We start from the raw sequence: 22,419 nt of genomic DNA, 5'->3' as shown, positions 1-22,419 counted from the left end.
GAATGCTGGGAGAGGTGCCCGCAGGGTGTCGGCGGCGACTGGTCACGCACTACGGACCGCAAGCCCAAGCCTGGCTCGACGAAGTACCTGATCTGCTGGAACAGGCCGCAAAGCGCTGGAAGCTCACCCTCGACGACTACCACGACGCCGGACACGCCTCCGTCATCACGACGGCGGTCACTCACGACGGGCGTCCGCTGCTGCTCAAGGCATGGCCAGACCCCGCCAGGTATCGCCACGAGGTCGGCGCACTACAGCTGTGGTCCAACGGGCCGACGGTAGCCGTCATCGAGGCTGCGGATGATCTGGCAGTGGCTGCGCTGGAACTGGTGGGAGGCCGCCCAGGTGGTGGAGAGCGGCCGCAACGCGAGATGCAGATGGTGGCTGTCGCCCTGCAAGGGCTGCACACCCTAGGGCGACGCAGAGGTCGGCCGAACCGCTTCCCTCTCCTCGCCGATCACCTGCAACTAGAGGTGCTACCGCGGATTCGGCACCGGACGCGGGAGCTCGATCTCGGCTCATGGCGCCCCCTCGTCGATGTCGTGCTGCCGGCTCTCGACGGCCTGCGGCAGGACACGGACCGGCTGACGGTACTGCACGCTGACCTGTACCGGGAGAACGTCCCGTTCGATGGGCGCGGACTTCCGCGCCTGATCGATCCACTCCCCATGCTGGGCGACGCGGCCTTTGACTGGGCCTTCTGGACTGTGTACTACGACCTCGGCAACGGAACAGACGCTCGGCTGGCTGCCGCCGCCCGCATCTCGCGTATCCCGCTCCCCCTGCTTGCGCCGTGGTGCCGAGCGCTTGCGCTCGACGGCCTCCTCTTCTACCTGGAGACTCGCGACCCAAGGGCACTCGGGATGGCCGACGTGCTCGCCAGCCTGACGTCGTCGACTTCCAGGAGCGGATCGTGACCACCTACGTCCTCCGCCACGGGCAGACGAACTACAGCAGGCGATACCTCGTCAACGGCGACCCCTTCCAACCCATCCACCTGACGGAAGAAGGCAGGCGGTCACTCCGCAACGTCTGGTCGGAGATCCCCCTCCGCTCTGTGCAGACGTGGCTGGCCAGCGAATTTCCTCGCGCCCAGCAGACAGCCACGCTGTTGACGGGCGTTCCGGCACCGGAACTGGTCATCGACCCTCGGCTGAACGAACTCGACTACGGAAAGTTCGAGGGCAGCCCATTCCTGGAATACGCGGCCTGGCTCGACGCCCGCGGTCCGACCGAGCGGCCACCGGGTGGCACGGAATCCCAGCGGGACGGCATCCACAGGATGCTCACCGGCGTGCTCGCCGCGCTGGAACACCCGGGCCCCCGTGTCCTCGTAGGCCACGGTCTACTGGTCTCCGCTCTCCTCTGGTACCGGGACCGCACTCAGGGCGAAATGATGCCGCTCTTCCTCCCGGAGGCGCCCTACGTCGAACCGATCGCGATACCCGACGGCGAGCTGCCGAAGTGGGGTGAAGGGCTGCTGAACGATCTTGAGACGGGCGTTCGTCGAGATCACGCCTTCGACAGCGGCGCAGGGAAATTCCGGATAGAGGGCAGCCCGGCGGTTGCTACCGTCGATCCTGTATCCCACCCGCCGGATCAAAAGGAATCCCCTCATGCATGATGCCCGCGCCCTGATTGAAATGGGTGCCGAAGCGGTTCGTCGGCTCGCTCGTCGCGGTTACTCCCTGGACCTGTCCGTGCTGGAGGGTCTCCAGTCTCGGCGCAACCAGAACATCCGCTCGGCCGACGAGCTGCGGGCGGAGTCCAAGCGGGTGGCGAGCGAGGTCCAGCAGACGGCGAAGCAGGGCGGCGACATCTCCAAGCTGAAGGAGCGCGCCCGCGAGCTGAAGGACCAGATCCGGGATATCGACACCGAGCAGGAGAAGGTCCAGGAGGAGCTCCGTGACCTGCTCCTGAGCATCCCGAACCTGCCGGACGACGCGGCCCCGGACGGCGACTCCGATGAGTTCGCGGTCGAGGTCCGGCGTGTAGGCACTCCGCCCACGTTCTCGTTCGAGCCGAAGGACCACGTCGACCTCGGGGAGGCCACCGGCATCCTTGACTTCGCACGGGCGACAAAGCTGTCCGGCCCGCGCTTCGCAGTCTCCCGCGGCGCCGGTGCGGCCCTTGAGCGTGCCCTGGCCACCCTCTTCCTCGACATCCACACCCGTCGGCACGGGTACGTCGAGCACGCGGTCCCGTACCTGGTCACGCGCAAGACCATGACGGGCACCGGGCAGCTGCCGAAGTTCGAGGAGGACCTGTTCAAGACCGGCGTCGCCGACCGTGAACTGTTCCTGATCCCGACGGCCGAGGTACCGCTGACCAACCTCTACGCCGATGAGATCATCCCGCCGTCCGAACTGCCGGTGGCTATGACGGCGCATACCCCCTGTTTTCGGTCCGAGGCAGGTTCGTACGGGCGGGACACCCGGGGCCTGATCCGCCAGCACCAGTTCGCCAAGGTGGAGATGGTCCGGATCGTCGACCCGGCGGACGCCGACGCCGAGCTGGAGAAGATGGTCGGCCACGCCGAGGCGTGCCTCAAGGAGCTGGGCCTCGCCTACCGGGTCGTCACCCTGCCCGCTGGCGACACGGGCTTCTCCGCCCAGCTCACATACGACATCGAGGTCTGGATTCCGAGCCAGAACACGTATCGCGAGATCTCCTCGGTCTCCAACTTCGGTACTTTCCAGGCCCGTCGGGCGAACATCCGCACCCGCGGTGAGGGCGGCAAGCCCACGCTCGTGGCTACTCTCAACGGCTCCGGCCTCCCCGTCGGCCGCACTGTGGCCGCACTTCTCGAACAGTGCCAGCAGCAGGACGGCTCCCTCGTCCTGCCCGAATCACTCTTCCCGTATCTCGGCTTCCGCCGTATCTCGGCGGACGGAACACCGGAGGCATAACGTGCTCGTCGGCGTCTGCGACTTCCCTGGTAGCTACGCCTTTCCACCCGCCGGGTACGGCGGGATCGAACGATGGCTGTGGGCGGTCGCCGTAGGCGCCCGAGCCGCAGGCGCCGACGTACACCTTCTGGGGCCGGGCTGGCTCACGGACCTGGAGAACGACTGGGTCCGCAAGCCCGCCCGCCTGGAGGACATCACCTCCGGGTCACTCGCCGAGCGCGAACTCCGCAGCACCGGATACGACCTCCTGGTGGTGGGGCACGAATATCCGTCACTGCCCGCCTGGACGCGTACCCGGAACCAGCTGGACTGCGACGTCGCTACGTTCCAGCACTCGCCGGTCTTCCAGCACGCCGAGGCGGCCTTCGACGGCAAGCGGTCACGGCTCTACTGCTACTCACCTGAGATGATCGAGCGGTACGCGGACCACGAGCCCATCCCCGAACTTGCCGTTCACCTCGGCCTCGACGAGGAGGAGCCGCGGGCGGTCGCCGGTAAGGACCTCGTGTGGCTCGGCCGAATAGATGAGGAGAAGGCGCCGCACCTCGCCGTACGAGCGGCGCAGATACTCGGTCGACGGATCCGCATCGTCGGCCCGGTCTTCGAAGAGAGTTACGTGCGGAGCCACGGCCGGCTCTTCGGTGCGGATCACGTCGAGTGGGTGGGTGAACTGGGCGGCCCCGCCAAGACTGCCGCCATCCGGGGCGCCTCCGTCTTCGTCTACACCTACGCCCGCACCTACGTGGAGGCCGGCGCTGCCGTGTTCGGCGAGACCCTACGGGCGGGAACGCCCATGGCGGCACTCACCTGGCGCGAAGGCACATGCGCCGAGGCCGCACTGTGCGAGCAGTCCGGCGTGATCACCGTGGCCGACCCCGACGAGGATGACGAGACAGCAGCTCGTCAGCTCGCCCTGGCGATCGAACAAGCCGAGGTTCTCGATCACGCGCAGGTTCAGGCGATCGGCATGGAGCGATTCGATCCCGCCCGCCATTTCAAGGCGATGTCAGCCGGGTCGTGCTCGTGACCGGCCAGACAGGCCATTCCACCAAGCCATCGGTGGACAAGGGAGCCCAGTTACCCGCTGTTCTGCGCCAAGCTCTCGGAAATCATTGGGAGTTCGCAGTTTCCGATGGCCGCATCGCCATTCAACATCCGCACCGCGGTTCTCCCTACCGGCCACCACGTCGCCCGCCCACGTGGGTAGACCTGCTGGAAGGCTTGAAGGCGGGGTTCGCAGCGCAGGGCGTCCCCCAGGCCGCTTGCTTGCCGCTTCGATGGGGCCGTGAAACGGAGCTGACCATCTCCGCAGTCCAGGCCCTCGATCCGCTCCTCAAAGACGGACGCTCGCAGACCTACCGAAGTGGCTTCCTGCCCCAGCCCGTCGTCCGATTCACCGGCCAGCGCGATGCCGCGGGAGACCTTGCGGAAGGCTTCCTGACCTCCTTCGTCAACGTCTCTCGGGTCCACCCCATACAGAGCATCGACGAGTACGGGGCGATCCTGGATGGCTGGCTCACCGTGCTGTCCCGACTCGGCTTTCATGCCCGGCACCTCAGTGCCCACGGCAAGCTCACTACCTGGAGCCGACGCCAAGTCGAAGGCATAACCATCCACTTCAGCCACTTGGGCCTCCCCCTCGGCGACATCGTTCTGCTCTGGAACGTCGAGAATCCAGGGCGGATGGCCGTGGACTTGGGCACGGGGCTGGAACGCCTTGCGTGGGCCCGCACCCGGATGAACTGGCACCGACTCGTCCACGGCAGATTCGCCCAGGCAGCACCGACTGGGACTCTGGACGCCATCCGCACGGCCACGCTCCTCATCGGGCACGGGATTACCCCCGCAGCCAGAGGGCCTGGTGGAATCACGCGGCGGGTGATCGGCACGATCTCGCCCGACTCCGTGCACCTCGGCGTGAGCGCCCTCGTCCGCGCGTCGCATGACTACTGGTCGCTCTTCGGCCCCATTTCCGTTTCGTGGCCAGCGATTGTGGCTGTTATCGAGAAAGAGTTGCATCTGTGAGTGCACATCCCGGACGCCCGTATACGTCACGCGGGGATAGCGATACCCGGCAGGACTAGAAGGTCAGACAAGGGAGTCACGCATCACAACTCCGTGGGCCCCAAGCCCCGAAGGCACTGGTTCTCCTCCTCCAACGCGGCAACGCGGCGCTCAAGCTGGGCACGAGTGGGCTTTCTTGGGGGTGGCGCCGGAGCCGGTACTGGGTCCGGTGACGGGGGAGGCTCGCCAGCTAGCCCGATCGGTTCGAAGGCCACGATTTCCATTGGGTCCTTCCCGCACTCCGGACAGACCATCGAAGTCGGGCTGTGCCTGGTGAGAGTCGTGACCTCGCGATGTCGACGGGTCTCGGCAATGTGGCCGCAGCAGAGCCGTACGCGCCAGCGCATCATGGTCGGGCGTCTTGAAAGACTGCAACAATTTCCAGGCGTTCACGAAACACACACGGCGGCGTTCCGCCCGCTCTGGGGCGGCCCGACACTTGGCGTTGTCTTCCTCGACCTGCCGCTCAATATCCCGGTTACCCACCTCATGCCACTTCTGTCGACGATGGTCACTCCGTGTCAGCTGATAGTCCTCAAGCGGACCGCCGTGGCTCTCGTACTCGACCTCGACCTCACGCATGGTCGGCACCGTAGCTCCGGGCCAGCAGGTGGCCGAGACGACGATCGAACCTGACCGGCTCCTGGTCAGGCCAAGGGCTGAGAACAAGCCAGGGGCGCTATGTTCAGGCTGCTTCGTCAACGAGCGGCAGGGCGGCATCTACGATCGCGGTAGCTGATACGGCTGAGAATCCTCGCTGGGCCGTCAACTGCTCCACCACCGTCCGCCGGAGGTAAGCAACCAGATCTCCTTCCTGCGAGGCATCCGGCGGGGATACGAACTGACCGCTCAGCTCGCTTCGGCGGAGTGCCGACTGGCGGCAGGCTTCAATTGCATGTGGTGAAGCTGCGAGCAGACTGTCTGCTACCTCGGGACCGACTCCGACAGCGATCAGGGTTTCCGCGGCCAGTTGAAAGACTGCCTGGGGGACATCCTGGGGGTGCTTCCCCGCGGTCACTCCAGCGGCCGCGATGGCGAACCAGTCGCCGAGTTGTTCCGGCCGGCTGTCCCAAAGCCTCTCTGCGACAAGCGCCCACAAGGGCAGCGTTCGGCCGGTGCCCCACAGCTGCGGCCGGGCGAAGAGCATTGCGGCGCCAGCCGGCCGCCAGTCGGCTTGCGCCGCTACATCCGCAATGTCGTCCACCGCGATCGGGAGATCCACCACATGTGCAGCGACGAGAGTGCGCATGTCCTGGTCGTGCCGCTCGTCGGTGAACTCGGGATAGTCGCTTAGCTCTTTCAAAACGTGCAGGAGGGCCACAGTGCCGAAGGCGGGGACGTGCGCGCGGGTGAGCATCTCGCGGAGGGCGGCATCGTCGCACCACAAGGGGGCACCAGTGGTGAGGGCGTGCTGGGCGGCCGAAAGCCAGGGGGCATCAGCTTCATCGGGAACGGTGGTCAAGCCCAGCCGCCTGCGGATCTCACTTAGGTCGGGCACTTCTACCGGTTGCAGGGCCGGGATGATGTGGTTGATCGCCGCGGCCTGCAGCGCCAGGTGTTCTTTGTCTTCAGCGGAGTATTCGAAGAGGGTGGACTGCCCGTCGCGGACCCCGAGCTGGCCCGATGACCGAAGCATCTCGCTGAGGGCGTATCGGGTTTGAAGGATGTCGTCATAGACCGCCGTGGTGGTAGGCGTGGCGGCGAAGACGGCTCGCAACTGGTTGAACCGACCCGGGATGAGAGAGGTCACGGCCAGGGTGCTGACATCCAGAACAGCGGTGCAGTTCAAAGCCTGGCGCACTGCTCTGATTTCCGCAGTCACCTGTGCGTCATCGAGGCTGCATGCGGGGATGAGGCCAGCGGCCCGCTGGATGTAGGCGAGGGCGACGGGACGCCGCGCTGCCCAAGCGAGCATGCCCACGGGGACGGCTCCGCAACGGACGGCGTCGGCGGCTGCTTCGAGCAGCCTTTCACGGGGGCCGAGGTGCTGCTCCACCATCCGCACCAGTGCTTCCGTGTCGGCGGGCATCATGGTGAGGGCCTTGGTCGCGGGCAGATCGGCCAGCAACGACTGCATTCGGGCGCGCAGGTCCTCGGGCAGCACCAGCCGACGTGCTGTGGCGTCGGCATCGTCGGCTGACGGCTCGCTGGTGGCGAAGAGGAGTCCGCCGAGAATTGCTCCGGTCAGCTCTGTGTCCTCGCGGCGGTAGCGCTCGGCGAGGTCGATTGCGGTTTGCGCCAGCTCTGTTGTCCATCCAGACCAGCCGACCAGCATGAGCCATGACCGGACGTCGTCTGTGTTGCGGATCTGCGGTGCGAAACGAGCCAGTGTGTCCCGCGCGGCCTCAAGATTGCGACCGTTGAGTTGGGCGCGAATGGCCGCCCATGCGAAGGCGAGTGCAGACTGAGGAAGAACTCCTGCGGCTCCCTCAAGAGCAGTGACACGTTCGATCCCGATCTCCTCGGCCAGGCCGATGAGGGCATGCTCTTCCATGTCGTTCCAGTCGGACCGGTCGTGGGCCCATTGGATGGCCAAGCCACGCAGTTGGCGGCGCATACCGGTGGGCAAGAGCGGCTGACTCAACAAGGTCAGCGCCTTGAGGCGCGCCTGCTCCGTTGCGCCAGCGCGGTCCCACATCTCGACCGCGAGGACGCGTGGCCGGGCGTCACCGAAACGTCGACCCGCTCTCTCGGCCGCTTCAGCAGCTGCGGCCAGTTGCCCCTCGCGCTCGTACAGCTCAATGAGTCCTACCGCAGCCACGATGCTGCTGCTCTCCCATTCACGCAGACGTCTGATCGCGGCCTCCGGCGCGCCCTGCGCGGCCTCAGCCACAGCCCAACGTGTCTGGTAGATCGCTTCCGGAATGAGCCCCTGCTCACGGACCTGGTCGAGATAGGGCACGGGCCAGACGCCGAGGCTGGACAAAGCGAATGCCGCGTCGCCACGTTGATCGTCGTCGGTGGCGCCGGCTGCAGCGGCTTGCCATGCGGTGATGCGGTGCTCGCGGTCGCCATCCGGATCTGCCTCGGCCGCGTATGCGGCGAGGTGAAGTCGCGCCGAATCGCTGATCAGCCCGGCGGCGATCAGATCCGCCAGGTCTGCTCGGCCCGCTTTGTAGGCCAGCCGCACTGCCTCCAGTTGCAGCGGCTCGTAGGTGGTTTCTGGTTCTTGCGCGTCTCCTTCCGGTGCAGCGAGCGCCGTATGGATGGCGGCCATCACGTCGATGGCCATCAGCCGCGCCTCCAGTAGGACGACGGAGGCCGTAGCGCTGGGTCCGCGCCAGCGACGAAGATCGGCACGTGCGGCCTGGGCCAGGCGCAGGGCGCGCCTGGTGTCGAGGGAAGCCTGCCGCGGTGTTCCGGTTGCGCCACGCAGTAGACATCGAGCGAGGTCGAGTTGCAGGCTCGGTTCTTGTGGCGCGATCCGCAGAGCCCTTTCCAGCAGGTCCTCGCCGTCCTCATGGTGATCAGCTGCGAAATGGCAGTGCGCAGCGAACCGCAGGATGTTGACATCCCTGTCTGCAGCCGGGTCGCCCTCGGCCAGTGCCTTTGCCACCGCCTCCGGCAAGTGCTTGGGGAACTGTCCACCGGTGGCAAGCAGGGCGTGGGTGGCGGCCACCAGTACGGTGGAGCCCGCTCTTTCGGCGGCTGCGGACAGGCTGCGGGCACGGTCGGGTGCATGGCTGACGGCTGTGAAGGCAGCGAGGGCGAGCAGATGGCCGTTGTCGTCGCGCGCGGTGGTAGCGGCACGTTCCAAGGCGTTGGTGGCCGCAGGACCGAGTTCGTGCGCGCAAGCGTAGGCGGCAATCGTCCTCCAGACGCCTTCCTCGTGTGACGGTTGAAGCTCGGTCAGCCAGCGAGGTGGATGGGTGAGGAGTTCGCTGACCGTTCGGTCCGGGTTGTCGGTCTCGACAAGGAGCCGGGCCAGGGGCAGGGAATGGATGGCCCCGTCCTGGTGGTCTTGTAAGAGACGGATCCGAACCTCACCTGGGAGCTGGTCGGTCGCTGTTCGGAGGGGGTCGATTTCCTCTTGGAGGCGCGCCGGCCGGCTCAGAGCTTCGGCGTTGGCGTCGTCGATCTGCTGATGCGACGGGACGAACACCTTGTAGTGCTTGCCGGTGGAGACAAGGGTGTCCTCGTTGACGTGCTGCCAGTACACCCGTTCAGTCACCGGGTCGAACAGCATGAGAGTCACCGGTAGGGAGTGCTTCTCCCAGTACGCCACATGAGCGGCATCACACGGATACCACCAGCCGCCTTCACCAGCGAAATCGAACTGGCTTTCACCTGACTTGATTTGCACAGCGAGCAGGCGGCCGCTCGCACCACCCGTGGTCCTGAGGGTCAGGCTGGCACCAGTGACTACCTCCAGGTGGGCATCGACGCCGACATCACTGGTCTCCTGCTCGCGAAGCAACCAGCCCAGACGAGTGGTCACCAGATATGTGGTCCTGGAGACCCCTGCACGGTCAATCAAGTGAGTCGCACGCACCGTCGTCACAGTGTTTTCCCCATCCCCGCCGAGTCACGAAGCAATGACGCTCCCTCGCGGAACCAGGCTAGGCGAAGGCACTAACACGCCTGCGGCCCAGCGGTGACAGGTGAAGGAAGCCGACCAAGGGCGGAGAAGCTGGTCCGACATGCTGCCCGGTCGCCGTCCAGGAACAGCCCGGAGAAACGGCACCGCCTCGTCTACCCCCGATACGGCCGTATGGGACCGCATCCTCAAATACGGCCTTCGTGTAATCCAGCAGCGAACGCGGCCGACGCTCGGGTTCGGAATTCACGCACGACTCTCCGACGTACGGCACGGCCCAGTCCGCCCCAGCCGGTACGGCCATCAACACCCCCTCGGCGTGCTCGCCCCGCATGACTAGGTTCGACGTCACGGAAGCCGAACGGCTGGGTTCAGTGTCAAACGCCTCGATTGAAGGGCAAGGGTCAGCAGTTCGCCGGGAGCAGACAGGACAGATCTCGAAAGGTCTGGTGCATGGGCGCAACCCATGTCAACGTACGACACCCGGCTAGAAGATCCATCCACCGAGCCTACGGAGGCGCCCCTGCACCCGCACCATCCCAACGACCCCTTCCGCTCCGACACACACGACCCGGTGTATTGGGTCACTCCGCGCCACTTGGCTGGTGACGATGGCGCTCTCGCCGAGCGAACCGGCAAGACCCTGTCCGGTCTCGGCTGGCGTATGTGGCCCACCGCCCGTAACACCCTGCTGTACGTGAGCCCGGACGAACTGTTCGGCGCCGAGTGGATCCTCGCGGCTTACCCGTTCGAGCTGGGCGGACTGCCCGTGGCCTGGCAGGTGAGCGCCCGTTCAGGTGCCGCCTCCGTGATGACGGAGTGGAACGCGTACTTCACCACTGGTGTCCCATACGAGGTCCTCGCCGACCTCCTCGCTGCGCTCGATTTCCGTGAGTCGCCCGACTTTGGATTCGAGGAGCCTGAGACGGTCTTCAACGCGCTCGGCGCCCGGGGCTGGCTACGCGATGTGGACCGGCCCCGCACTACCGCCTCGGACCCAGGGTTCTCCTGCAGCGTTTCCCTGGAGATGGTGCCCCCGCTCATCCAGGACGCTGATCCGCGTCCTGGCCTGGTGGGCTGGCAGGCGTGGGCAGAGCCAGTTCTTGGCGACCCGTATCTGTGGTGCGCGAGCTTCAGCGCCAGCGTTCCCGATGACCTGGTTGCAGTATTCGCCTCATCGCTCGCCTCGCAGGCACCTGTACCCCGCCGGACCTTGCCCGAAGGGGCACAGGGGCGACTCACCATCGTCCGACGCGGCTGATACCACCGCCCCGATTGAGCAGCTGCCGGCCTGCTCGTCGGCCCTTCCCTCAAGTTGCCCCCTCGCTGTACCTGCCAGATGGCAGAGATAGGAGACCCCGCATGTTCCGACGACGTGCCCGTGCCGACCGCGAGTTCCGCGAAGTCCAGCGCGCGGGACAGGCGCTGCTGCTCAAGTTCGCCCAGCAGCCGTCGCCGCTCGACACGATCCCGGCCGAGACACCGGCAGAAACCGGACCGGGTGAGGCGCCGGTCGTGCCGGACTTGCCGCCCCCGGATCTGCGGGCTCCGGTCCATCGGGACGTCGAGGGGTTCCTGATGCGGTGGGACCCGCCCCTGGTCATCGACGGCGCGGTTCAGGCGTGCTCGACGTGTGGCGTCTACCGGGACTGGGTTGTCCTCAACCTGCGAGATGGGTCCGTGTGGCTGCGCTGCGCAGCCGGCCACCAACAGCGGGAGCCACGGCTGGATACCGCTTGGTACAACCGCCACGCCGGTCCAGGCGGTGACTGGCATCCCACTTTGGAGGATGGTCTGCGCCACCTCGGCCACTGATCCTCGCGAACCCCTCACCCTGTTCCTTCGCATCGTCGGCGCCGGGAGGGCCGGCCTGGTCAGCCGTCCGTAACGCACCAACTTTGGGGTACCGCATGCGTCTACACACCACCACCGTCCTGGGCTTGACGGCCCTTGCCGCCTTGGCCCTGGCGGGCTGCTCCAACGACAGCGCTCCCGTCGGCAACCCGACTGCTCCCTCGTCCGCGCGTCAGGAGGGCAAGGACGCCGCCGCACCCGCTCCGCTCTCCTCGGCCACTCTGAGTAAGCGGCTTCTCGACGAGAGCGACTTGGGCGACGGCTACACCCGTAAACCGGAGGCGCCCAAACGACACGACGACGTCACGGTGAGCGGCTGCCCTGCATTGGCGAAGCTCGGAAAGCGCACAGCTTCCGGCTCCGGCCTCGACTTCCCTCGCAAGGCGGAGGTGTCCTTCGCTTACACCGGCAGTGACAGCTCCGAGGTGAGCGAGGAGCTGTACAGCGACAGTGCCGCGAAGCTGTCCAAGGGCATCGGGAAGGTCTTCGACGCGATGCTCTCTTGCCCCTCTTATCAGGTGGCGTCGGGCAGCACCGTGGTTGACATAGGCACGGGGGAGATGGCTGCGCCGGACGTCGGCGATGAGCAGTGGAGCCAGCTGCTCACCTATTCCGCCGGTGGGCAGCGCAGTGTCGTCAAGCAGACGGCCATCCGTGTGGGTGACGTCTTGGTCGTCGTCTCGGGGGCTCCCAGCCTTGTCGATAGGCACTTGAAGAAGGCCCTCGGTAAGGTGCAGCGCGTAGTTTGACTGCCGCTGGCCCGCTTCTGATCTTGGCGCGGATCGTCCGTGATCGTGGTCTCAACGGCTGGGAGAGTGGCTCCTATGCGCTGGCTCCGCGTGCCGCACCGGCAACGTCCTGGTGATCGTCTCCGCCTCGCGGGACTCATGGCCGCCCGCGTGACGGTGTGGTTCGTGAGACCGAGGGTGCGGTGACCCAGGTAGGGAAAGGGGCTTGCGGTCAGGAATCATCCTGACCGCAAGCCCCTTTCGTCATGTCAGTGGCCGGGTACGGCTGCTGCTGTCAGTAGGCGTACGGCGTGAAAGGACGGACTGGTTCGTCCATCGCGGCGAGGAGTCGGTTGAGCTCGGCGAATTCGTCTCGGGTCATGAGCGTGACGGCGTTGCCGAGGGTCTTTTCGTGCAGACGCTGCCAGAACGGGGCCAGGAAAGCTTCCAGGTCTGCGGGGGCATCGGCCTTCGTCTGGAGGTACGTGCGGTAGCGCGCCAGCTGCTCTCGCATCTCTTCGACCTCGACGCGGGTGGCGGTGAAGGCGGTGTCCTGTTCCTTCCGGGTGAAGGGACGCCCGTCGCGGTGGGACCAGGTGCCGGTGTCGGCACGCTTCTGGAAGTCCGCGTCGCACAGCAGGGCGACGATCTCAGGGCGGGGTGTGGTGGTGGGAATGTGGGTGCTCCTTGCCGGGTGCTGCTGGGATGTGCCGGGCGTGGGGGTGGTGGCCGGCAGGATGTGATCGAGGTGTGCGGCAGGCGGGCAGTTACCGCGTGGCTGGTGTGTCCTCGTCGCGTGCGCTCAGAGCGCGGTGGCGGGCGGACAGGTACTCGAACTGGGCGTAGTCCTCGTCGGTCATGAGGTCGAGGACGGCGTCCAGGGAGTCGTCGAGCGCGCGGGTCGCGTACTTCATGAAGAGGCCGACGAGGGCTTTGGCGGCGCTGTGGCGTTCGCTCAGCCCGTCAGGCACCGAGGGCGCTTTGTAGGCGGCCGCGAGGGTGATCTCGTCCGGGGTGACGTTGGCGAACAGGTCGTACTCGGCGTCGGTGAACTCGCGGCCGTCGAGGTGGTGAAGGCGCTCGGGCCCGTCGGGTCGGGTGGTGTCCAGGTCAGCGACGAGCGCGATGACGCGGGGGCGTATGTCAGTCGGGGGCATGCAGGCGTGTCCTTCCGGAGGCCGGGGTGGGGCACAAATACTCCGGAGAATCGCCGATTTGGCTAACCGGCGACCGTCGGCTATGTTGCGCCCCCTCGGGCGACGTGATCGCTGCTCACCGGGACCTGCCGCTGCGAGATTGCCAGGGCTGATATGAGGCTTGTATCCCGGTTCCTGGATGCGGGGTGTGGCGAGCGCGTGGGCGGGCTGCTTGGGCAGCGCGTGCGCCGGGACCAGATGCGTGCCGCTCGCCGAGGCGTTGGATGCGCCAGACGAGGACTTCGGCTGCTGAGGTGGCGTCGTCGACGGAGCGTTGCTGAACTGCCTGTCGCAGAACGGTGTCGGGGTCGTGGCCGGCTGCTTCTGCGGCGGCGAGGACGGCGGTGAGGGCGGGCCAGCCCCTTTCGCCAAAGATCTGCTCTGCATGGGAAGGCAGGGCTTCGCGCAGCACGCGGGCGTAGTCGTGAACCGTGTCGTCCACAGGCCGGTACGTCGCGAACTGAGCGAGGGCCGCGGGAGCGATCTGGTCGTAGGCAGCTTGGAGATGGACGAGTGTCTGGCGGGCTGCGGCGATCTGCCGGTCGTGGTGGCGCAGCGCGCTGCGCCACTGGGCAGCGAGAACGACCACGAGAGCGGTGTCCAGGAGCATTGCCAGGCCGGAGAGGCCCGCCGACTGGTCACGCATGCCCTTCAGTGCACCGCGCAGGGCGCGGGCGTGCTGGTGATCAGCTTGTGCGCGAGTATGGGCGGCTTGCTCGAAAGCGACAGCGGCTCGTCGGAGGTCATCCCTGAGCTCCATGGGAGCGTGGGCGGGTAGAGCGTAGAGGACTTCACTGAAGACGGTCAGGTGAGCCTGAACGGCGGGGTCGTTGCCGTGCTCGATGTGGTGGGGGATTCGTTCGGCTGCTGCGGTGGCCTGGTGCCAGGGGTTGGGAAGGTGGCGCCCAGCCGGTGATTCTGTGGGGTTGGCGGGTGCTTCGGCGGCAGCGAGGCGCTTTTGGATCTGAGGGAGGGACAGGTCGGTGGCGAGTTTGGAGCCTGAGTACCAGATGGGCGGGTTCTCGTCGGGCAGGGCGACTTTGTAGCCCTGGAGGTCGCCGGAGGGCAGGGTGCGTGTTTCGACTTGCAGGCCGGCGTCGGCGAGCAGGTTGAAGAAGTCGTCCAAATCTTGGGCGTGAGAGAGCGCGGCACGAACGGTGTGCCGCAGCCGATCACGCGCGGTCTTGCCGTTGCCCAGTCGCTTGGCCTTCTCCTGCTCGGCCCGGGTGGGGCGCTTCACTGCCGATGTGCCGGCAGCGGCCTCGGGCCCGCGTGCTACCCGGGTGAGGCCGAAGTCCTGCTCGATGGCTGTCAGTTCTTTCATGGCGCGGTGGTAGTCGTTCCAGTTCCGCGGTGGTCGCAGGTCACCGCGCACCTTGGTGGCGACGATGTGGATGTGGTCCTCCGCGTGACGCACGGCGACCCAGCGACAGCCGTCCGGATCGCCGTCGGGTGCGATGCCGGTCGTGTGCAAGACGCGCCGGGCGATGGTGGCCCACTCGGCGTCGGTGAGGATGCGGTCCTCGGGTGCGGCGCGGAGAGAGCAGTGCCACACGTGCCCCTCGGGTGCTTTGTCTCCGGCTTGCTTGACCCGCAGATCGAGTGCCTGGGTGAGTTGGCCGAGACGCTGCTTGTGGCCGGGACTGTCCCAGGGGCCGGGGTCGGGGATGAAGTCGTCCCAGGAGGCAACGATGTGCTGGTCGGTGTGTTCGTTGGCGCGGCCCTTGTCGAAGAGGTAGGCCAGCACGCCGTGGGTGTTGTCGCCCGGCTTGACGATGTTCGCGATCACTCAGGCAGCCCACTTCTGCCCGGCTGCCCGGTAGGCGGCATCGTCGATCGCCCGGACTGTGTCGTGGGCGGTGGCGAGCAGCCGGTCCGCCCGGTGAAGGATCGCGGTGTCCACAGGGTGTGGCTTCCCGCCCGTATTCAGGCGGCGGGCGATCTGGTTGACGTTGTTGCCGATCCGGGCGATCTGCGTGCGCAGGGCGACGAGTTCGTCGATCGCGTCGTCGTAGGCCGTGCGCACGGGGGCGACGGTGATCTCACCTCGGACGCGGGCCATGGTGGCATCGGCGATGTAGGTGGCCATGGTCACGTGCTCGGCTCTTTTCGCCGCCTGGATGCTCTGCTTCTCGTGCGACGCGAAGCGGACGGTGACGCGCTCTTCGCGCTGCGCGTCGAGGTTCGCGCGGCGGTGCGGCGAACGCTGCTTGGCGCCCACCGGGGTGGGGGTCGGCGGTTCGCCGACGCCCACTCCCTCCTGCTCCGGCACGCCCTCGTGCCGGAGCTGCCCCTCCGCCACCCCAGGGGCGGAGGAGTTCGCGATGGACCGGCCTATGGACGGTCCATCGCCATTGCTTGCTCCCGGCGAGGCAGGGGTCATTCCACCTGCATCGCCTGGGGTGGCGAGGTCTTCGAGACGTGGGTCGCGCATAGCGGATGTCCTTGTGCTGGGAAAAGAGGCGAGGGGTCGCGAGGGGGCTTGGTCAGTTCAAGCGGTTTGCGGTCGCTTGTAGAGGTCCGTGAACTGCTTGGCGGCGAGATCGAGCAGCTTCACCTGGCCTCGCGTTGTGCGGCGGGCGGCGGTGGCCAGAATCTTGTCGATGCGCGGGTCGAGGGTGCTGACGGCATCCAGCCCGGCGGCGCGGGCGACAAGCAGACGCAGCTCGGCATCGAGCCAGGCCCAGTGCTCGGCAACAGGCATCGGGGTGTCGCCACAAAGCCCGCCCTTGAAGCGGCTCAGGTAGTCGCCGCCGACGGACAGGATGTCGGGCAGGGGAATCTCATCGCAGGCCATCCATCGGCCGTGTTCCAGCAGGGTGAGGATGGCGCAGCGAAGCATGGTCCTTTCGTCGCGCTCCGGGGCGGTGCAGATCGGGCAGGCGTTGTTGCCGCAGGTCCAGGCGGGAGCGGTCGAACGGGGCATGGTGGAGGGCCTTTCGAGTGATGGGCGGGGGAGGCTGCGGGGTGGAGCAGCCCTCAGTGGGGGTGATCTGCGGGAGCGGAGTCCGGGCGCTCGGCCTTAACGGCGTTGACGACGCTCTGGGCGAGATCGGTGCCGACTTGGTGGGCCGTCGGCGCGAACGGCTGCTTTGAGGGAGTCCCTTGAGAGGCGGCCCGTCTCGCGGTAGATGCCCTCCGCGTACTCGGTGAGGACGTGCCTGGGCAGATCGGGCTTGCGTCCTGGGCGCTTCGTGTCCGGTTCCTCGTCCGGGCTCCCACTCGCGGAGGTGCGGGCATTCGGCTCCGGGCCGGTGCGCTGTGGGAGTTGCGGGCGGGCGGTCGATTCCGGGCGGTCCGCCCGGCGCGGTTCTTCATCGCCCGGATCTGCTGCGGCGGAATGGCGGGCAGGTGATGTCCGCTTCGAGGCGGCAGTCCAGGGCTGGGGGACTCGGGCACCGGGCGTCTGCCACCGCTGGGGCAGAGGGAGCGAGGTCAGCTGTGTGGCTTGCTGGCGGGTACCGAGCTTGCGCGGGAGCAGTTCGTCCTGGCGCGGATCACTGTCGACACCGGCGCGCTCCAGCGCCTCGTGCAGACGTCGAGTAGCGCGCCGACCATGCCCCTTGGCCTGCTTCTCCTTGGGCATCGCTTCGATGCGGAGGATCAGCGTGACGGCCTGGCTCAGGGCGCGCTCGCGGATGAGCCGTGCGGCATCGGCGTCCTGGTCGTGGATGCCCAGGCGTGCCAGGAGCCGCTCGCGTGCCTGGCGTCCGAGGACCCCGAGCATGCTGCGGGAGGTGGCTGTGGGGGTGTGGTTGCGGAGCTCGATGCCCATGGCCAGGTGCCAGAGGAGTGCGGCCATGACCGGGCCGATCAATGCTCGGACCGTGCCGCCGACGGGGCCTGACTCGGCGTAGGCGGGGATGATCTGGGCTCCGGTGATCACCCACACCAGGACGCCGGGCGGGCCCGGTGCCTGGTTCGGACCCTTCAGATTCTGGCGTGCCATCAAGGCCATTGCGAACAAGGCCAGTTCAGCGGTGGCGAACATGAACGCGCGCTCGACGGTGCTGGCGATGTCCAGGTAGTCGGCGGCGAACCGCCAGCTGGTGTCAGCGCTGTACGCGGTGCACGCGGCTGCCGAGACAGCGGCAATCCGGACCGCCAATGTGGACGGGCGTCGAAGGCCGTCAGTACCGCGTCGGCTACGCCAGCCGAGCCATCCGGCCAGCAGCCCGAGGGCCGCGATGGCCAAGGCGGCCCAGGTAGGCAGGGGGAGCAACATGCAGGTGGTCTCCAGGAGGCGGGGAGGCAGGTAGGGAGGCGTTCACGGAGGGGGCGTTCACGCGGGGCCCCTTCTAAAGGGGGCCCCGCGCGTGTACGCCTGGGCGCGTGAACGGCGTGGACGCTCGCGTGATCGTTTGACCTGCGGTTTTGCGGTGAGCGTGTGCGCTGTGAGCGCTCCACCGCGGTGTGCGCACGTGAGGGCCGCGTGTACGGTTCCGTGATCGCATAACGGAGACCGGTGAGGGAGGTCAGCCGACGGCGGTGAGGTGGCGAGCCGAGGCGTAGTAGCGGGTCTGCTGGCCGCCTCCGGCCCCTCCGGCGATGCCGTCCGCCTTGGTCGCGAGACCGGTGACCACGAGGTTCTCCAGGCGGCGCCTCGCCTTTTCCAGGTCGGCGCGTTCGGGGTCGCCCCCGCCGATCAGGACGGTCGCCAGCTCACGGCTGCTCATCCCGTTCGGGGCGTTGCGCAGCAGGACGGCGGGGTCCTTGGTGGGGTCGAGGGTGGTGGTGCCGCGCTTGTGGTCGTGGGTGACGTCCAGCGGGCCGACCTCCCCGGTGGGGGTCTTGAGGTGATGCAGCGTGACGGCGGGATCGCCGGCCTTGCCGGTGACGAAGAGGACGCTGCCCGTGCCTGCGGTGATCCAGGTGGAGCCGTAGACCTGGTCCAGGTTGGGGCGCTGGCCGCGGGGGGCGTCGGCGGTGGCCTTGCGCTGGTGGTGCAGCTCCATGATCTCCACGCCGTTGCGCAGGGCGCGCATGCGGGCGTTGTGGAAGGTGACCGCGGCGCTGTCGTCGACCATCGTGCTGACCGCGTCCTTGAGGCTGTCGATCACGATGGTGTCGGCCTGGTGTGCGGCGGCGAGATCGGCGAGGAGGTCGGGCTCCTTGTCGAGGGTGGCGGGCAGCGGGCCTTCCCAGACCACGAGGTGCTCGCGCAGGATCTTCTCGTCGGTGGCGAAGACCCGGCGGTCCATGGCCCTGGCGATCTGCTTGGGCCGGTCCATGGCCAGGTAGAGCACCCGCCTGCTGGGGGCGACCGGCATTTCCAGGACGGTTTCTTGGAGGCCGAGGCGGGCGAAGATCACCTGGTGGGCCAGGGTGGTCTTACCAACGCCCGGGGCGCCGACGATCATCAGGCTCTCGCCGGAGGCCCAGACCGTCTTTTCGCGGGTTCCCCACAGGGGCTCCGCATCCGCGCCGGTCTCCTTGACGAAGGACCACCCGTCTCGGGCGAAGCGGTTCAGGCGCCCCTGGCCCGAGGCGAGGGCGCGCTCCCGCTCGGCCTGCATCTCCGTTTCGGCCTCGCTGCGTATCGCCTCGGGGTCGGCGCCCGGTTCCTGCGCGCGCTGGAGGGTGCGTACCGCGGAGGTGCGCAGGCGGCGGAGGTCGGCCTTCTTGCGGATGATCTCCGCGTGGTACGCCGCATCGCCAGTGCCGTAGAGCACGTCCGAGAGCTGGAACACGTAGGAGCGGTCACCGACACGCGTCAGGTTGCCCTGTTCCTCAAGAAGCTCGGTGAGGGCGATCGGGTCGGTCGGTCTTCCCTCGCGGTGCTGGGTGAGCAGCGCGCGCCAGATGGTCTCGTGCGCGGGCCGGTAGAAGGCGTCGTCACCCAGGATGGGCCGGGCCGCGTCGATGGCGTCCCTGCTGTGCATGCAGGCGCCAAGGACCGCACGCTCCGCCTCTACGTTCTGCGGAGGCGCCGCCCCGTCCAGCGGCGGCGTGGGGCCTTCTTCGTAGCGGGATGGCATCTGGGGCGGCAGGGTCGTACCCTGAGGCATAGAGCTCCTCACCCGGCAGGCCACACGGGGCGGCAACCCCGGCCGGACCGGTCGATCGTTCAGGGATGGGCGGTTAGCGAGAGTTCATGCTTTGCCCCCGGTGCTTCGCAGCGCCGGGGGCTTTTTCATGTCCGTGTGCGTTCCCCGGTGTTCGGGGGTGGACGGAAACCATACCCCAGAGATTCGGAAATGCAATGAGTTGCATTCGTCTCCGCAATGAGGTTCACTTCTGACCCTGGCCGTAGTGGTCCCTGGTGTCACCCTGAAGGGAGGAGGTGGAGATGAGCAGCAAAGACGACGCGGCACGCGCAGCGGGCTCGGACCGGCCCGTGCCCGAGGACTACGTCGCCGATCGCATCAAGCAGGAGCGTGAGACGCGCGGCTGGAGCACGGTCGCCCTGGCCGAGAAGATGGCCGAGGCCGGCCACCCGGTCAACCAGGCCGCGATCTGGCGCATCGAGAGTGGTAAGCCGCGACGCCGGGTCAACCTCGACGAGGCACTCGGCTTCTGCCAGGTATTCGGCCTCACCATGGACGAGCTGACCGCGCCGCCCATGAAGTACGCCGATGCCCTGGTCCGTGGACTCGTCCGCGATCGCATCAAGAAGTCCCACGCTCTCGCTGAACTGCAGATCGACGCGCAGCGCCTGGAGCGCGAGATTCGCGATCTCGACTTCGAGCTGGACCACTTCGCCAACAACGGCGTGGAGCAGAAGGCCGAGCTCGATCAGCTGATACGGCTCGAAGACAACGCATGGCTCCGGGAGAACAAGCCCGAGTTCGTCCGAGGCCGCGAACGCGATCAAGCTCGGAAGAAGGCCAGGGACACCTGACCCCGGAGGTCTACGGGCCTATGCCCGCGGCGCTGCGAACGCTCAGAAGCGTGCCGCCACACCCCACCATTACCGCCCATCCATGATCATCACCACCGGCCTGGTCCGCGAGGGTTGCCGCCCCGCGACCGTGTGCGCCGGAGGAGGAGTACACCCTTGCCCCAGCACTCCCTGCCCCTTGCCCAGATCGCCCAGATCCTCGACGTCCCCGAGGACTCCCTCCGCAAGCTCATGGCCACACGCGCCAGCGAGCAGAGCGACACCACCCTCGTCGGCCTCACCGTCGCCGAAGCCGCCCGCCGCCTCGGCATCGGCCGGACGAAGATGTACGAGTACGTCTCGTCCGGGGCAATCCACTCCGTCAAGATCGGCAGTCTGCGCCGCATACCCGCTGAAGCGGTCGGCGAGTTCCTAGCCCGCCACCAGGCCACGGACTTCGACACTGCGGCCTGAGCGGGGCGACCATGGCAAAGACCACCAAGCCCCAGAACTCCCGCCAGCCCAACGGAGCCTCGTCCATCTACTTCGGCAAGGACGGACGCTGGCACGGCCGCGTCACCGTCGGAGTCAAAGACGACGGCACCCCCGACCGGCGCCACGTCGGGCGCAAGGCCCGCGCCGAGGTCACCAAGGCCGTTCGTGAGCTGGAGAAGCAGCGCGACTCCACCGGTGTCCGAAAGGCCGGCCAGACATGGACGGTCGAGACCTGGCTGACCCACTGGGTGGAGAACATCGCCGCGCCCAACGTCGGTGAGAACACCATCGACGGCTACCGCGTGGCGGTCTACCACCACCTCATCCCCGGCCTGGGCTCCCACCGTCTGGAGAAGCTGGAGCCTGAGCACCTGGAGCGCCTCTACCGGTAGATGCAGGCGAACGGCAGCTCCGCCGGCACCGCCCACCAGACGCACCGAACGGTCAAGACCGCGCTCAACCAGGCCGTACGCCGCCGTCACCTCACCATCAATCCGGCCTCGGTCGCCAAGTCACCCAGGGTCGAAGAGGAGGAGGTCGAGCCGTACTCGCTGGAGGAGGTCCAGCGCCTCCTCGCCGAGGCCACCAAGGGGCGCAACACCGCTCGCTGGGTCATCGCCCTCGCACTCGGCCTGCGCCAAGGCGAGGTCCTCGGTTTGAAGTGGGCGGACGTCGACTTCGAGGTGGGCGTCATCCTCGTACGCCGAGGACGCCTGCGACCGCGCTACCAGCACGGCTGCGGCGACAAGTGCGGCCGCAAGCCCGGTTACTGCCCGCAGAAGATCAACGTGCGGCGCGAGACGAAGGACACCAAGACGCGCGCCGGCAAGCGTCCGATCGGCATGCCCGAGGAGCTGCTGAAGCTCCTGAAGCGGCACAAGGAGGAGCAGGAGCGTGAGCGAGCCCTCGCCCGGGACCTATGGGTGGAGAAGGGGTACGTGTTCACCTCACCGACCGGAGAGCCGCTCAACCCCAACACCGACTTCCACCGGTGGAAGGACCTGCTCAAGGCGGCCAAGGTCCGTGACGGCCGTCTACACGACGCCCGTCACACCGCCGCGACAGTTCTGCTCATCCTCGGCGTCCCCGAAGCGGTCGTCGACCGCATCATGGGCTGGGAGCCCGGCAAGTCCGCCCGGATGCGACGCCGCTATCAGCACGTCACCGGCCAGGTGCTCCAGCAGACGGCGGCGAAGGTGGGCGGCCTCCTGTGGGGCACGGGCCTCCGCCCGACCCAACCGACACCCGGTGGCTCCGTGCCGGGCCCGAGCCAGAGTGCTGCGACAGTGGAGTCGGCGGTGTATGTCGCCCACCTCGGCAACCGTCGTATCCCGTTTCTACACCGCGAGTACGCCGAGACCGTGGCCTCAAGGTGGGGCACCGATCATCCCGACCACTCTGCGGAGGTCGAGGAATGGGACCGGCGGAAGTGGGAGCAGGAGGACCCCAGCTGCATGCGGGCCATCCGCGACCAGATGCCCGACCGCCGGCTCGTCCACCACGCTCACGCCTTGTTCCTGCCTGGCGGCGAACGGCTATACATCGGCCGCGACGAGCAATGGGCCACGCCAGCATGGGAGTTCGAAACCGACCTCTACACGGACCTACCGGTGCGCTGGCACACCACCCGTCGGCCTGGCCAGGAGGTCGAAGCCCAGGTGCGGGGCGTCGACAAGGCGGCTGTGGAGCACGCCTTCCCGGAGGCATGCGCCCAGGCTGTGGACCGTGCCAAGAACCCGGGGAAGTACGGCGATGTCGACGAGTGGTAGCACGTTCGTCGCGGCCCCCGCTGGGCTTGGTGTGGGAGGCTTCGCCA

General features: G+C 67.4%; 20 protein-coding genes. 12 read left to right on the top strand and 8 right to left on the bottom strand.

The genetic code is table 11. The annotated features are described in order from the left end of the window. Nucleotides 1-2 precede the first annotated feature (2 nt). Genes ABZ953_RS08170 through ABZ953_RS08150 form a run of 5 tightly spaced genes read left to right on the top strand, consistent with a single transcriptional unit; the run spans nt 3 to nt 4,934 of the window. Complete coding sequence (locus ABZ953_RS08170) at nt 3-917, top strand: aminoglycoside phosphotransferase family protein (RefSeq protein ID WP_361718618.1); 915 nt, start codon at nt 3-5, stop codon at nt 915-917. After that, nucleotides 914-1,624, top strand: a complete 711-nt coding sequence (locus ABZ953_RS08165; RefSeq protein ID WP_361718615.1) for a histidine phosphatase family protein — start codon at nt 914-916, stop codon at nt 1,622-1,624. Before ABZ953_RS08170 ends, ABZ953_RS08165 begins: the two co-directional genes overlap by 4 nt. Next, nucleotides 1,617-2,909, top strand: a complete 1,293-nt coding sequence (gene serS / locus ABZ953_RS08160; protein ID WP_361718612.1) for a serine--tRNA ligase — start codon at nt 1,617-1,619, stop codon at nt 2,907-2,909. The genes ABZ953_RS08165 and serS overlap by 8 nt, the downstream gene beginning before the upstream one ends. A gap of 1 nt (nt 2,910) precedes the next feature. Continuing rightward, nucleotides 2,911-3,936: a glycosyltransferase gene (locus tag ABZ953_RS08155; protein WP_361718609.1), complete on the top strand. Its 1,026-nt coding sequence runs from the start codon at nt 2,911-2,913 to the stop codon at nt 3,934-3,936. Next, nucleotides 3,933-4,934 (top strand): hypothetical protein, encoded by a 1,002-nt coding sequence (locus ABZ953_RS08150; protein ID WP_361718606.1) that lies wholly within the window; start codon nt 3,933-3,935, stop codon nt 4,932-4,934. Before ABZ953_RS08155 ends, ABZ953_RS08150 begins: the two co-directional genes overlap by 4 nt. A 724-nt stretch (nt 4,935-5,658) precedes the next feature. Here the strand turns inward: ABZ953_RS08150 and ABZ953_RS08145 are convergent. Beyond that, a complete protein-coding gene (locus ABZ953_RS08145) occupies nt 5,659-9,465 on the bottom strand; it encodes a DUF4365 domain-containing protein (RefSeq protein WP_361719239.1) in 3,807 nt (1,268 codons plus the stop codon). Between the two features lie 619 nt (nt 9,466-10,084). Here ABZ953_RS08145 and ABZ953_RS08140 point away from each other — a divergent pair. From ABZ953_RS08140 to ABZ953_RS08130, 3 genes are all read left to right on the top strand, one after another. Beyond that, complete coding sequence (locus ABZ953_RS08140; RefSeq protein WP_361719236.1) at nt 10,085-10,771, top strand: DUF317 domain-containing protein; 687 nt, start codon at nt 10,085-10,087, stop codon at nt 10,769-10,771. Nucleotides 10,772-10,872: 101 nt separating this feature from the next. Further along, complete coding sequence (locus ABZ953_RS08135) at nt 10,873-11,325, top strand: hypothetical protein (RefSeq protein ID WP_361718603.1); 453 nt, start codon at nt 10,873-10,875, stop codon at nt 11,323-11,325. 95 nt (nt 11,326-11,420) lie between these two features. Beyond that, a complete protein-coding gene (locus ABZ953_RS08130; protein WP_361718600.1) occupies nt 11,421-12,113 on the top strand; it encodes a hypothetical protein in 693 nt (230 codons plus the stop codon). Nucleotides 12,114-12,387: 274 nt separating this feature from the next. On the opposite strand, the gene ABZ953_RS08125 is transcribed toward ABZ953_RS08130, so the two are convergent. From ABZ953_RS08125 to ABZ953_RS08095, 7 genes are all read right to left on the bottom strand, one after another. Beyond that, the gene (locus ABZ953_RS08125) at nt 12,388-12,606 is read right to left on the bottom strand and encodes a hypothetical protein (RefSeq protein WP_361718597.1); all 219 of its coding nucleotides are present in this window, start codon (nt 12,604-12,606) and stop codon (nt 12,388-12,390) included. A gap of 253 nt (nt 12,607-12,859) precedes the next feature. Further along, a complete protein-coding gene (locus tag ABZ953_RS08120; RefSeq protein WP_361718594.1) occupies nt 12,860-13,249 on the bottom strand; it encodes a hypothetical protein in 390 nt (129 codons plus the stop codon). 115 nt (nt 13,250-13,364) lie between these two features. Beyond that, a complete protein-coding gene (locus tag ABZ953_RS08115) occupies nt 13,365-15,077 on the bottom strand; it encodes a relaxase/mobilization nuclease domain-containing protein (protein WP_361718591.1) in 1,713 nt (570 codons plus the stop codon). Further along, entirely contained in the window at nt 15,078-15,590 is a 513-nt protein-coding gene (locus tag ABZ953_RS08110; RefSeq protein WP_361718588.1) for a MobC family plasmid mobilization relaxosome protein, read from the bottom strand. Nucleotides 15,591-15,779: 189 nt separating this feature from the next. Continuing rightward, a complete protein-coding gene (locus ABZ953_RS08105) occupies nt 15,780-16,214 on the bottom strand; it encodes a hypothetical protein (RefSeq protein ID WP_361718585.1) in 435 nt (144 codons plus the stop codon). 96 nt (nt 16,215-16,310) lie between these two features. After that, nucleotides 16,311-17,513 carry a hypothetical protein gene (locus ABZ953_RS08100; RefSeq protein ID WP_361718582.1) on the bottom strand — a complete coding sequence of 401 codons (1,203 nt, stop codon included), beginning with the start codon at nt 17,511-17,513 and terminating at the stop codon, nt 16,311-16,313. 250 nt (nt 17,514-17,763) lie between these two features. Beyond that, a complete protein-coding gene (locus tag ABZ953_RS08095; protein WP_361718579.1) occupies nt 17,764-19,296 on the bottom strand; it encodes a DnaB-like helicase N-terminal domain-containing protein in 1,533 nt (510 codons plus the stop codon). A gap of 281 nt (nt 19,297-19,577) precedes the next feature. Here ABZ953_RS08095 and ABZ953_RS08090 point away from each other — a divergent pair, with 281 nt between their 5' ends. From ABZ953_RS08090 to ABZ953_RS08075, 4 genes are all read left to right on the top strand, one after another. After that, the gene (locus ABZ953_RS08090) at nt 19,578-20,129 is read left to right on the top strand and encodes a helix-turn-helix transcriptional regulator (RefSeq protein WP_361718576.1); all 552 of its coding nucleotides are present in this window, start codon (nt 19,578-19,580) and stop codon (nt 20,127-20,129) included. Between the two features lie 156 nt (nt 20,130-20,285). Then, nucleotides 20,286-20,582: a helix-turn-helix domain-containing protein gene (locus ABZ953_RS08085; RefSeq protein WP_361718573.1), complete on the top strand. Its 297-nt coding sequence runs from the start codon at nt 20,286-20,288 to the stop codon at nt 20,580-20,582. Nucleotides 20,583-20,593: 11 nt separating this feature from the next. Beyond that, nucleotides 20,594-20,995 carry a hypothetical protein gene (locus tag ABZ953_RS08080; RefSeq protein WP_361718570.1) on the top strand — a complete coding sequence of 134 codons (402 nt, stop codon included), beginning with the start codon at nt 20,594-20,596 and terminating at the stop codon, nt 20,993-20,995. Continuing rightward, complete coding sequence (locus tag ABZ953_RS08075) at nt 20,996-22,372, top strand: site-specific integrase (RefSeq protein WP_361718567.1); 1,377 nt, start codon at nt 20,996-20,998, stop codon at nt 22,370-22,372. Nucleotides 22,373-22,419 lie beyond the last annotated feature (47 nt).

Source organism: Streptomyces sp. NPDC046465 (genome assembly GCF_040646035.1).
Taxonomy (GTDB): Bacteria; Actinomycetota; Actinomycetes; order Streptomycetales; family Streptomycetaceae; genus Streptomyces.
The sequence above is the reverse complement of the archived record's forward strand: the minus strand, read 5'-3'. Positions and strand labels throughout refer to the sequence as shown.